This window comes from Psychrobacter sp. Choline-02u-9 (genome assembly GCF_002836505.1).
GTDB lineage: Bacteria > Pseudomonadota > Gammaproteobacteria > Pseudomonadales > Moraxellaceae > Psychrobacter.
The window spans coordinates 201,449-214,873 of the sequence record NZ_PJBF01000041.1 but is presented as its reverse complement, the minus strand read 5'-3'; the positions used below and the strand labels follow the sequence as shown (position 1 = coordinate 214,873).

General features: G+C 44.9%; 10 protein-coding genes. 5 read left to right on the top strand and 5 right to left on the bottom strand.

The genetic code is table 11. The annotated features are described in order from the left end of the window. The first annotated feature begins 10 nt into the window (after window positions 1–10). From uraH to CXF69_RS03450, 5 genes are all read left to right on the top strand, one after another. Window positions 11–379: a hydroxyisourate hydrolase gene (gene uraH, locus CXF69_RS03470; RefSeq protein WP_101204799.1), complete on the top strand. Its 369-nt coding sequence runs from the start codon at window positions 11–13 to the stop codon at window positions 377–379. A 111-nt stretch (window positions 380–490) separates the two neighbouring features. Next, entirely contained in the window at window positions 491–1,846 is a 1,356-nt protein-coding gene (locus CXF69_RS03465; RefSeq protein WP_101204798.1) for a urate hydroxylase PuuD, read from the top strand. An 80-nt stretch (window positions 1,847–1,926) separates the two neighbouring features. Continuing rightward, on the top strand, window positions 1,927–2,907 hold the full coding sequence (puuE, locus tag CXF69_RS03460; RefSeq protein WP_101204797.1) for an allantoinase PuuE: 981 nt from the start codon (window positions 1,927–1,929) through the stop codon (window positions 2,905–2,907). A 113-nt stretch (window positions 2,908–3,020) separates the two neighbouring features. Further along, the gene (gene alc, locus CXF69_RS03455) at window positions 3,021–4,133 is read left to right on the top strand and encodes an allantoicase (protein WP_101204796.1); all 1,113 of its coding nucleotides are present in this window, start codon (window positions 3,021–3,023) and stop codon (window positions 4,131–4,133) included. Next, window positions 4,133–4,660, top strand: coding sequence for an ureidoglycolate lyase (locus CXF69_RS03450; RefSeq protein ID WP_101204795.1), 528 nt, complete (start codon window positions 4,133–4,135; stop codon window positions 4,658–4,660). Before alc ends, CXF69_RS03450 begins: the two co-directional genes overlap by 1 nt. 110 nt (window positions 4,661–4,770) lie before the next feature. Here CXF69_RS03450 and guaD read toward each other — a convergent pair whose 3' ends face one another. The 5 genes from guaD to CXF69_RS03425 all read right to left on the bottom strand — a co-directional run bounded on the left by guaD (window position 4,771) and on the right by CXF69_RS03425 (window position 13,121). Next, a complete protein-coding gene (guaD, locus tag CXF69_RS03445; protein WP_101204794.1) occupies window positions 4,771–6,168 on the bottom strand; it encodes a guanine deaminase in 1,398 nt (465 codons plus the stop codon). 222 nt (window positions 6,169–6,390) lie between these two features. Beyond that, complete coding sequence (locus CXF69_RS03440; RefSeq protein ID WP_101204793.1) at window positions 6,391–7,362, bottom strand: XdhC family protein; 972 nt, start codon at window positions 7,360–7,362, stop codon at window positions 6,391–6,393. Next, entirely contained in the window at window positions 7,355–9,928 is a 2,574-nt protein-coding gene (xdhB, locus tag CXF69_RS03435) for a xanthine dehydrogenase molybdopterin binding subunit (RefSeq protein WP_101204792.1), read from the bottom strand. The genes CXF69_RS03440 and xdhB overlap by 8 nt, the downstream gene beginning before the upstream one ends. Window positions 9,929–10,023: 95 nt before the next feature. After that, a complete protein-coding gene (locus tag CXF69_RS03430) occupies window positions 10,024–11,730 on the bottom strand; it encodes a xanthine dehydrogenase small subunit (protein WP_101204791.1) in 1,707 nt (568 codons plus the stop codon). 773 nt (window positions 11,731–12,503) lie between these two features. Further along, a complete protein-coding gene (locus tag CXF69_RS03425; protein ID WP_101204790.1) occupies window positions 12,504–13,121 on the bottom strand; it encodes a flavodoxin family protein in 618 nt (205 codons plus the stop codon). Window positions 13,122–13,425: the final 304 nt, after the last annotated feature.

Sequence of the window (13,425 nt, the reverse complement as noted above, 5' to 3'; positions counted from 1 at the left end):
AGGAAGCATTATGTCTGCCACCCTATCATCACATATCTTAGACACTCATCTTGGCAAACCTGCGGCTGATGTCGCCGTTACCTTACACCGCATACGAGACAACGGTGCCGCCACATTATTGGCACATGGCACAACCAATAGTGATGGCCGTGTCACACCAGACGCTTGGCAGTTTGATACAGCCATCGATAGCACAGAGCATCAGCTAAATATTGGCCGCTATACCGTAACGTTTGATACTCAGTCTTATTTTAATGCTCAGCAGTTGACAGCATTTTACCCGCAAGTGGTTATCGACTTTGTGGTAAACGATGCCAGTCATTATCACGTGCCACTTCTGCTTAGTGCGCACGGTTATAGTACCTATCGCGGATCGTAGCTTTGGCGCTGTTTAGCTCTCTGCTTTGTTATTAGTGTTCAAGAAATACTATCAAAAGAAATTACCAAGACATTTTATTAAGACACTGTCATATTAAAGGACATTTATTACATGGGCGCCTATCTTCTCGAATGGTTGAGTTTATTTTTCCGATGGTTTCATGTTATCGCTGGGGTGGCATGGATTGGTGCATCGTTTTATTTTGTGTGGCTAGATCTAAGTCTACGCAAACCGCCACAGTGGAAAACAGACAAAGGCATTTCGGGTGATCTTTGGGCCGTCCATGGCGGCGGGTTTTATGAGATTGCCAAATACAAACTCGAACCCGAAGAGATGCCAAAGACGCTACATTGGTTTAAATGGGAAGCTTATACCACTTGGCTGACGGGTGCGGCGATGATGTCTATCGTCTATTATGCCAATGCAACTGCCTACCTAATTGACCCAAGCAAAGTGCCGTTTACTAGTATCGGTGCCATTGCCACCAGCTTGCTTTTCTTATTTGGCAGTTACTTCATTTATGAAGTGATCGTACGCAGTCATTTGGGTAAAAACGCGTTTATCTTTAGTACCTTGATTTTTATCTTGCTGGTCATCGCGAGCTGGGGCTCTTATCAGCTATTTAGTGATCGCGCTTCGTTTATTCATATCGGTGCCATCTTGGGCACGGTGATGGTAGGTAACGTATTCTTCGGTATCATGCCGGCTCAGCGTGCGCTCGTTGACTGTGTGCGTCGCGGCGAAAAACCAGGTAAAGAAGTGGCTGAATTGGCATTACAAGCCAAAAATCGCTCACTGATGAATAACTACTTTACCCTACCGCTGATTTTTACCATGATCAGCAACCATTACCCAATGATGTATGCTCATGAGAAAGGTTGGTTGGTATTGGTCTTCGTCGGTATCATCACCGCGACTGCCCGTCATTACTTTAACCAAAAGCATTTGGGTCATAAAAAACCGCGCTACTTGGTCATTCCAGCCGTATTAACTGTATTATTAATTATCTGGATGCGACCTGAGCCGATTGAGCCAGCGCCAGCAATGCCTGCTACTACTTCAGTAGCACCTACGACAACTGATAGCACGCCGCCAGCTACAAGCGCGACTACTGACTCAAGCACTGATGCTGTTGCTAACGCTAATACCAATTCTAATAGTAATGCTACTAATAGCGTTAACAATGATGCCGCTATTGCTGAAGCCGTACCAGTGAGCGCGTCAGCAGATGACGCCATGATGGATGTCGTGCATACGCGCTGTAGCACCTGTCATGCGGTACAACCGACACAGCAAGGCTTTGCCGCGCCGCCAGCAGGAATCATTTTGCAAACACCAGAAGACTTAAAAATTCATAAAGCGAAAATCGTCACTGCGGTACAGACTGGCTATATGCCGCTTGGTAATATTACTCAGCTGACGGATGCGGAGCGCCAACAGCTCGTGGCCTATGCATCATCACTTTAATTTTTGATAAAAAATAACTGTCCTTTACAAGCAATATTTAAATAAATATCTAAGGCTCTAGCGATATAGGAATATAGATAATGAGCAAAAAAATTACCAGTGACTTTGATATCAGTACGTATCCCCGCGACCTAAAAGGCTATGCTGGCAACCCACCAAAAGCGAACTGGCCAGGTGGCGCAAAAATCGCCGTACAATTTGTATTAAACATCGAAGAAGGTGCAGAAAATAGCGTCATCCATGGCGATGGGCAATCAGAGCGTTTCTTGTCTGATATCTTAGGCACACCAGAATTTAACAACCGTCACCAGTCTATTGAATCTGCATTCGAATACGGTAGCCGTGTCGGTGTATGGCGTGTATTAGATGTATTCAAAGAGTACGGCGTGCCAATCACCACGTTTACCTGTGCTGCCGCTGCTGAAAAGACCCCGCATATCATCGAGCGTGTATTAGAAGATGGTCATGAAATTGCCAGTCATGGTCTACGCTGGATTACTTATCAGGATATGTACCGTGAGACGGAGCGCGAACACATTCGCTGTGCTACCCAAATATTTAAACGTATGCTAGGCGGACAACCTCTCGGCTGGTATACAGGACGCGATAGTCCAAATACTCGTGAACTGGTTGCCGAGCAAGGCGGCTATACCTATGACTCTGACTCGTACGGTGATGAGTTACCGTATTGGCTCAATGTAAAGGTCCAAGACGGCAATATGATCACGCGTAAACCACATTTGGTCATCCCTTATAGCCTAGAGACCAATGACATGCGTTTTTCTTCTAGCCCGGGATTCACCCATGCTGAACCATTCTATCAGTATCTCAAAGACAGCTTTGATACCTTATACGAAGAAGGCGCACACACCTCTAAAATGCTGACCATTGGCTTGCATTGCCGCATTATTGGGCGTGCAGGACGCATCAAAGCGCTAAAGCAGTTTCTGAGTTATATCACCAATAAGCCCGACGTATGGATATGCCGCCGTGATGATATCGCTAAACACTGGTACGAAAACCATCCTGCTACGTCAGACAACACTGCTAACTGGATGTAAGCTTAGGCTATTGTTCTAGTTCTGCTTAGCTAAGCGCGTACGAATTGGCATAGATTAATAAATAAGATAGCACCCACACTATCAACACACACCGTTATTAAAAAGGAATCATTGTGAGTCAAAATACTTCAGCAGTTGGACAAATTATCTCTGCAAACAATCTACCTGATGCCCTGCCAGCATTTACCAAAAAATCAAACGTCGCCGACAGTCGTTTGGGCGCAAAATCGCTATTCGCCACCGATGATTTTTTTGCGGATAAAAGCCGTATTCTAAATCCTGATGCGCCTATCTTTGTGGTTGGTAAGTTCGATGACAACGGTAAATGGATGGACGGCTGGGAAACACGTCGCAAGCGCCATTTGGGTTACGATTATTTAGTGATTCAACTGGCGCGCCCAACCAAAATAGCTGGTCTAGATATCGATACCAGTCATTTTACAGGTAACTTCCCCTCTTCCGCCAGTGTCGATGCCTTATACGCGCCAGATCTGCTACAGCAAGATGAAACTGAGCTTGCCAGTCTAAGCAAAAAAGACTGGGATGGTAAAAATTGGCAGGCGCTAGTAGGTATGACCCCATTGCAAGGTCACAATCATGAGCTTGTCGAGATTGATCATGGGCAAACCGTGACCCATATTCGTTTGAATATTTATCCAGATGGCGGCGTTGCCCGACTACGTGTCTATGGTGATATCCAACTTGATGCCAGCCTAAATACACAAGGCGAGACACTTGACTTGGCAGGCGCGTTAAATGGTGGTCGTGCCATTGCTAGTAACGACGCACATTTTGGTGCGGCTAGTAATTTACTACTACCGACTAAAGCACCTAATATGGGTGATGGCTGGGAGACCCGTCGTCGCCGTGAGCCAGGCAATGACTGGTGCATTATCGCGCTAGGTCAAGCAGGTATCGTTGACGCTATCGAGATAGATACGGCACATTTCAAAGGCAACTATCCTGATAAAGTTTCGATTCAAGCCGCCTACTCACCAAATACACCCGAACAAACCTTAGTGACTCAGAGTATGTTTTGGGAGACATTGCTTGAGCCGCAGAAAACCAATGCCAATGCCGTTCATAACTTTGGTAAAGACAAGCTTCAACTTAATAAACCCGTTACTCATATTCGGGTCAATATCTTCCCAGATGGCGGCATCAGCCGTGTACGCGTGTATGGCAGGATTGCTGAGGTTGACACTAATAGTAAAGAGGCAAAATAATGTCTGTCACATTAACAGCGATACCTTTGACCAAAGCAAATTTTGCACCTTATGGCTCGGTCATCGAGCGCTATGATACCTGTGAGCAAACCGCTGACAACACTTATGAGATCAACAATGGCTATGCGGTTCGCCATCATGCACTTGCCAAAAGTCAGCTTGATGGTGGCTCAGTTGGTATGAGTATCTTTCGGGCCAAGAAACGTGAGAATCCGATTGCACTCTCGGTCATGGAATACCATCCGCTTGGAACACAGGCATTTGTATCTATGGAGGGGCAAGATTATATTGTCGTCGTCGCCAAAGCTGGCGTGCCGCCGCATTCAGCTAATGATCTAGCAGTGTTTTATGCAAAATCTAATCAAGCCGTACAGTATGATACCAATGTCTGGCATCACCCTCTACTCGCTCTCGGGCGTGACAGTGACTTTTTAGTTATTGATCGTATCAATGGCGAGGGTGATAACTGTCATGAGATTGATATCACGGATTGGCATGTGTCTATTGAATTAGAAAACGTCAGTTAGAAAATGAACACCGCCAAGCTATCCCATAAGCACAAATCAAACCAATAAAAGCCCCGTTTATGTTTAACATAAACGGGGCTTTTTCGTTATTCATATTTTTCGCTAGTTTATCAAGACATAGATTTACGATAGCGACTCACGCCAGCGATGACTGTCTGATCAATTACTCTATCATCGCCTAGCATCATTAGTACAAACAACTGCTCTTCCAGTGTTTTGGTCTGCACCATACGTCGCTCAAGCAATTCCGTTGCACCCATATCGATAACCACAAAATCTGCTTCTTTATTGGGCATAAAGTTACCGATTTTATTGTCCAATAATAGCGACTGGGCATTACCCAACGTAATTTGGTACAGCCCTTGATGAGCGGATAGTTGATTGCTTTGTAGTTGTTGGATTTTATACGCTTCTGACAGAGTCGTCAGCATCGACAGACTTGTCCCTGCTCCAACGTCAGTGGCGATACTGACACCAGTATAACTTAACGTCTTGGGTAAATCGAACAATCCACTACCCAAAAACAGGTTGGACGTCGGACAGTGTGATATCTGCGTACCAGTATCGCGTAAGCGTTCATACTCCGATTTTTCAAGGTGAATACCATGTGCCAAGGTGGTGCGTCGACCCAGTAATCCCATCGTATCATAGACATCTAGGTAGCCTTTATGAGTGGGATACAGTTGTTTCACAAAGGCAATTTCATCACGGTTTTCTGCTAGATGCGTCTGCAGATAAACACTCTCGTAACTGGCATACAGCTCACCTGCCATTTGTAGTTGCTTGGGTGTCGAAGTAATAGCAAAGCGCGGGGTAATCGCTACATGCTGACGACCACGCTCATGCCAATTATCAATGATGTTTTGGGTGTCTCGAATACCTTGCTCAGCAGGTACACACAAATTATCAGGCGCATTTTGGTCCATCAAGACATTGCCTGTGATCATGCGGGTGTTGAGCCGATGGCTTTCAGTAAAAAATGCGTTCACTGATTCAGGGTGGCTGGTAGAAAACACCATGGCGCTCGTCGTACCATTTGCCAGCAGCTGGTTTAAGAAGAACTGTGCCGTATCATGCGCTACTTTTGGATCGCCAAAATTGGCCTCGGTGACGAAAGTATAATTATTAAGCCAGTCAAGTAATTGCTCACCATAAGCAGCAATCATATCTATTTGCGGATAATGTACATGAGTATCGATAAAACCTGGCATGATCAATTTATCGCGATAGTCATGCACCTTGACTGCTAGCCTACCCTCTTCATTTGCATACTTTGACAGTATAGTTTCACTACGACCATACTCTACAATGCACCCTGTCACACCATCTACGACAAGCGCACCATCAGCGATATATTCAGGATAAACCTGTACACCTTCAATCACTGGTAGCAACGTAATGTCTCGTTCCACAGCTAATGTCTGTAAATGATCAGAGGTTGTACGCTCAGTACGATCGCTTTCGGTCAAGTAGTGCAGCAGTCGAGCTTGATAAATATGTAGGGTCATTCGTAGATCTCACAATGGCTTGGTAGTCCTGAGCGTTTTAATGATTTGGTGGTGTTCTAAAAAGTATGCTGGCGATAGAAGCCAATAAAAAATCTATGCTAAGTTCTCTGATTCTATAGGGCTTTCAAGGCTTCAAAAACTGTTCAAGTTTTAATCAGCATACTTTTTGACACACCACCAATGATTTAATAACAAGTATAAAAATTATATGAAGGGAACCGTTCAAGAAATAGCTTGATGATACTGTTGTAGGAGCTGTGCCACGATAGAAACCGCCACCGCCATCGGCTCTTTTCCGCCAATTTTCAATCCAATTGGCATAACCAACTGATTGACCAGTTGCTCACTGTAGCCACGCTGCATCAAACGATCTCTAAAACGCTTGGCTTTGGTTGCCGAGGCAATGCAACCTATGTAAGGTGTCAAAGTATCTGAACATTGTTCCTCAGACGAGCTAGTATCAGAAATAGTATCTAATGCCGCCCGTACTAACTCAAAATCAACACTATGGTCATGAGTCATAACCAGAATAAAACGCTGACCACCCTGCTCGATAAATGGGCGCACAAAATCTACAGGCTCATCATCGATATGCGGACGGATATGCACTGGTAAGTTATAAAGTGTGGATGGATTAGTAGTAGATTCATCAACTAAGTACCGCTTAAACATCTCTGGGCGACTGTCCACCCAATCTACCTGACAAGGTAGCTCAGCGAGGATGGTCATTAGCGCTGATGCTACATGCCCTGCACCAAACACTAGTACTGACATCGGCGGCGTTACATTGAAGCATTCGAACATAACAGTTACGCTACCACCGCAACACTGTGCCAACTTTGCACCTAGCGGGTAGTGCTTGGTGTAGACAGCATCACGGCGCACCGCTTTAGAGGATACTGACGTACTGTCATCATTAGTTTCAGCAACTTTGGGTTTGACTTCTTTTGATACCGTTGCCGCTATTTCACCGTTCAGTAGTTGCCGTGCCGTGTTGATAACATCGTGCTCTAGGCCGCCGCCGCCCAGCGTATCTACAATACCATCCTGCGTGACGATCATCTTTGCCTGGAGCGCTCGAGGCGCAGATCCATTTACGGCTACGACCGTCGCCAACACGTGAGCGATACCTCGCTGCTGATATCGCGCTAGACCTTCGTACCAGACGGCTGGCGGTGCTAACGACTCATTCACTGTGCGCAGGACCTCTTGCCCCTGCTACATTTGGATGTTCTATCGCGTTAGGCTGGTCATCAGTTTGTTTGCCTTCGACTTCTTTTGGATCGATGTCTTTAGCATGACGTACGTCTTGCGGCATTGCCTTCTCGTTGTATAGGTCACTGTTCTCTTCTGCGCCTTTTACTAAACTATCAACCGTATCTGTATCTACTTTAGTTGTTAAATCCCACGATGTGCCTTGCATGCGCATCACTGCTTTTAAGACCGCTTCTGGCGTCGCAGGCATGGTCAGCTCTGGATTCTTTTTATAATCACCAAGGCTCGCGACTGCATTATTAAGGGCACACCAAACACTGGCTGCCAACATAAACGGCGGCTCTCCAACGGCTTTAGAGTTATAGATAGTTTGTTCTTCGTTTTTACGATCGTACAATTTGACATTCCACTGCTTAGGCAAGTCATGCGCGGTTGGAATTTTATAATTAGCAGGACTATCAGATGCGAGCTTACCTTTATCATTCCAGATCAGCTCTTCTGCCGTGAGCCAACCCATACCTTGCACAAAACCCCCTTCAATTTGCCCAATATCAATGGCAGGGTTAATCGATTGTCCTGCATCATGTAACAAATCACAGCGTAGTACTTTGTACTCGCCCGTCAAGGTATCAATCTCAACCTCAGCACAGGCTGCACCCAAGGCAAAGTAGAAGAACGGACGTCCCCATGCTTTAGAGCGATCGTAAAATATCTTCGGCGTTTTATAGTAGCCAGTGGACGATAGACTGATACGGTTTTGGTACGATAGTTGAATCATCTCAGCAAAAGTCAGCGTTTCTTTATCGCCAATATAGACATGATTTTTTTCAAAACGTATGTCTTCTTGCGCTACGTCGAAATGCTCAGCAGCAAATTCAAGTATGCGAGCTTTAATGCTTAGACAAGCATTTTGCGCTGCCTTGCCATTAATGTCTGTACCTGATGACGCGGCAGTTGGTGAGGTATTAGGTACTTTGTCGGTACGCGTCGCTGATACTTTGACTGTATCCAGATCAACGTCAAATTCATTGGCAACAATTTGGGCGATTTTAATATATAGCCCTTGCCCCATCTCCGTACCGCCGTGATTGAGGTGGATACTGCCATCAGTATAAATATGTACCAATGCACCTGCCTGATTAAGCGTCTGCACCGTAAATGAAATACCGAATTTTACTGGCGTTAGAGCAAGACCCAAGCGTTTGTCACTGCCTTCAGCGGCAGCTTTTTGATTGGCTTCTAGGATTTGCTGACGGCGATTGTCATAATCGCAATCGTCTGCCAACTTAGTCATGATGGTCGCTAAATCAAAATGCTCAATCGTCTGACCGTAATGGGTACTTTGACCATCTTGATATAAGTTTGCTAAGCGCACTTGTAATGGATCTTGCCCTAGCGTATAGGCAATATGGTCCATCATATACTCAGCAGTCATTAGACCTTGCGGACCACCAAACCCTCGATAGGCAGTATTGGATACGGTATGCGTTTTGCAGCGATGACCTGCTACATGAGCAGCTGGATAATAATAGGCATTATCACAATGGAACATTGCTCTATCGACAATAGCATCAGACAAATCTGGCGCGTAACCACACAAACCAGCCAGTTGCATATCAACGCCCAATATACGACCAGACTTGTCTAAGCCGACTTTGTAACGATTGGCAAACTCATGACGCTTACCCGTCACCACCATGTCATCCTGACGATCTAGACGCATACTGACAGGGACATTATGGCGTTTGGCGATGATACCGCATAGACACGCCCAAGCAGCGGCTTGCGTTTCTTTACCACCAAACCCACCACCCATACGGCGCACGACTGTGTTTACCGCATGAAATGGCAAGTCTGTTACTTCGGCGACCAGCTGCTGTACTTCGCTTGGATGCTGTGACGACGTGTATACTTCTAGCCCGCCATCATCGCAAGGCACCACATAAGACACTTGGCCTTCGAGATAAAAGTGCTCTTGCCCGCGCATATGAATATGACCTTCAATGCGAATCGGTGCGTTCTCAAGTGCAGTCGCCGCGTCACCACGCTTCATAAAATGACTCGGACGCACAAACAACTCTTGCTCTAGCGCTTTATCAATACTAAGTACTGCTGGCAATGGCTCATACTCCACCACTGCCTTGGTAGCCGCTTTTTTGGCAGCGCGATGACTGCTCGCTACTACTACAAATAACGTCTGACCCACATACTCTGTGATGTCATCCACCATCAGTGGCTCACCGTCGAACACCGCACCGATATCCGTCTGCGCAGGCAAATCTTTAAAACTTAAGACATCTACCACCCCATCCGCATCTCTAACAGCGCTCAAGTCCATACTCAATACACGTGCGTGAGCGTGGCTACTTTTACCTACTGCCAGATGTAGCGTGCCTTGCGGTTTTGCAATATCATCCACATAAGTCGCCGTCCCCATGACATGGCTAATCGCACTATCATGCTTAGCCGAGGTACCAATTTTGTTTTTTGGCGGACGCACGCGGCGGATACTATAACTGTCAAATAAAGACGAATGATGGCTCATGGCGGATCTCTTTTATTAGGACGCTTTTATTAATGCTCTTTTATTCTTGGCAAATATAACGATAAGGCGGTATTAGCAATTTACAACTCTGCTAATTAAGCAGTCTCAGTCTGTCTACCTGCTACCAATTGCTTACCGCACTTCACCAGTAGACGCTGTACCACATGTGAGCGATATTCACGGCTGGCTCTGACATCGGTCATAGGCGTAACGTCTGCAGACAAGACTTGTGCTGCTTGCTCAAAACTCGCAACTTCAGCCGCTTGCTCAACGAGCGCTTGCTGACAGGTTGTAGCTAATAACGGTATGGCAGCCATGCCACCAAGCCCAAGCTTTGCATTCTCTATTGTCATGCCATCTGCTGATACATCGATTCGCGCAGCCAATAGACACGCTGAAATATCATCTTCGTAGCGTTTGCTAATTTTATGAATAAATAAGTGTTGATTGTCATGCATCAGAGGAATATGAATAGCGACTACGTAACTGCCTGCTTGCAGTTTGGTCTTTTTATAATCTAAGAAAAATTCTGATAAAGGTATGATCTCATCCGTATAAATCTCATTGCTATTATCTGATTCTTTACGATTAGGCGCGCAATGACGCAGATGAATTGACGCATCTAACGCCAATAAAATCGGTGGTAAATCACCAATTGGAGAAGCGTTGGCTATATTACCGCCGATGGTACCCATATTACGGATTTGCGGAGAGGCAATACGCTCAAATACTTGAGCAAAGCTTGGGAAATACTGCTTAAGCACAGGCAACATCTGCTGATAGCTCATGCCAGCACCTAGTATTAGTATTTGGCTAGGAGCTTGCTCGTTATTCGAGTCTTCATTGCTTGGGTCAGACTTTGCGTCAAATAATGACCATGACTTTAATGCCTCGACAGCTGAAAGCTGGATAATGACCTCGTGATCAACCAAATATTGGGTTACACTCAGTCCCAAATCCGTACCACCTGCCCAAATCGTAGCCTGTGGATTGGCCGCTAATACTTGATTAAGTTCATCTAGTGACTTGGGCATATATAACTGTCGCCCAGCATCATTAAGTGCAGGTGCAATATCATTCGACTCTGCATTGTTTAATTTAGTTTCAGCTGGCACATGTTCAGAGACTATCGACTCTTTTGTACTTGCCATAGCATCTGTTGTGAGACTGATCGTCAAGTCTTTCACCGCCGACTGCTCTGCTTCTCTCTGCTGACCGATATCGCTCATCAGTAGGCCCGCCTCGATAATCGGACGATAACCTGTACAGCGGCATAAGTTGCCAGATATTGATGCAACCACTTCATCGTAACTTAATTGCTTGGCATCGTTCTGACTTGCTGCTTCTGGACTTGTCTGCATACGATTGTTTTCGTAAACGCAAGCCAGCGACATCACAAACCCAGGCGTGCAAAAACCGCACTGCGACCCGTGATATTCAACCATCGCTTGCTGCGCTGGATGCAGCAGAGCACGTTCTGGATGATGCTCAGGATTATCTGCCAAATAAGAAGCCGTCATCAGATGATGACCATCCATGAGCGACACTAGCGTAATGCAAGAGTTAATCGTATAGAACGGTGGCGTAGCATTTTTTTCGTCGCCATTTTCATCACTAAGCGCTGGCTGGCTAGCATTAGGCAGGCGCTGAACCATCACAGTACAGGCACCACAATCACCACTACCACAACCTTCCTTCGTATCCGTTTGGCCTTCATGCAATCGTAGATACTCAAGCACCGTCGTATTAGGGTTAAGCTGGGTTAGCTCGTGGCGTTTCCCATTTAAGTAAAAACTAATCATAGCAAGACTCGGCTAAAATAAAATAATGAAGATAAGCATAAGGCTTAAAGAATTTGATGGCTCAAATGCTGAACGTAAGCACTTGGTTTGTATCTTGCTAACACATTCTTAAGAGATAAAAAAATCAGCACAACGCACTTTTTTATATCAAGTAAGCTGGTTGCAAATATGAGCATTCATCGAACAAATTTGTTAGAAAACTCGTACTATAGGATACTTGACTATTTGGTCAGCTTTCAACATATTATCACTATTCTTATTTATAACACAACCCGTTAAAATGCCTATAGGTACTATCAAACAGTTGGCTAATTTTATATATAGCGAGTAAAGCTGAGCGTTAGATAAGCCATATTACAAACAGCGAGATAGCCTGCGTAAGAACAGTACCGAATACATATATCTCCTTTAAACTGCTATCAGCAGCTGATTTTTATATATAATGTCTGCAAATAAGCCTGACTCTACACTACTATTATTACTAATGATGATTAGTCGTGATATATCGTTGGGCTGAAATCGTTTTTGAGATATTACTATGAAGTCATTTGCCTTTACCTATTTGCTAGTAGCAACGATGCTACTAGGAGGTTGTCAATCATTTCAATTCGTTGACAGTCCTATCCCCGTGAAGCCCGCCCCTACTAAGCTTATTGCTCAATAAAAGCCTAGCGCTTGATCGCACTTATCGCTCAATAAAAATTGGCACAAAAAAAGCAGACATCAATAATGTCTGCTTTTTTATTCGATCGCTCTGTCGGTTCTAGCTGTTTTTATAGCTTAGCATCAGCTGGTTGATGCTTAATAATCGTTTTGGCCAGATGATCACCAAACCAAATAGCAGTATCAATATCGCCCGAACCTGGTGTCTCTTCAGGTGGACCATCAAGCGATTGAGTCATTAAACCCAAAAAGCTAGACAGACGGTTTAAGTCATGAGCTTCATGACCTGTTGGCATCAATGGCAGACCAATCCAATTCATACCATGTTGCATCGCATATAGAGAAATCTGCTGCAATACAGCAAGTTTATCACCGCTCAGACCGCCCGAATTGGCAAACGCTGCTGCCCACTTGCCTTCCCATTTACGATGATACCAACGCTTGGATGTCTCATCCATAAAGGTCTTAAACTCAGCCGTCACACTGCCCATATACACTGCGCTACCAAAAACCAGCAAATCTGCCTGATCTAAATAATCCCAATCAACATCATACACATCGACAGCCTTGGCTTGCGCGGCTGGCAATTGCTGATGCGCACCTTGTACTATCGCCTCAGCGACACGCTTGGTATGACCATAATTACTATGGAAGATAACAGCGATTGAGACATTAGGCGTGTTATCAGTAGATGTAGAGGTGTTAGACGATTTAGCAGGTGTATTCATACGTACTCTAATAATAAATAATTGGTTGAATAGTAAAACTTACAAAATATTGGATACTTAGCCACAATCGATAGTTAGTGGCCTCACTTTCACAATAAATGCTTATCGATAGCTCAAGCTCTTAAGCTTTCAGGCGATACAATAGAATCGAGCCGAGCAACGTTTCTTTGAGTCAATTTAACTGGTAAAAACATCAATAATGATAGAGCAATCGCATAGTCTTTAACTGCACTGTCTTTAATTACATAGTCTCTATACGTCAGCGTATACATACCAGTATATATGCGACGACCTTCATTGAATT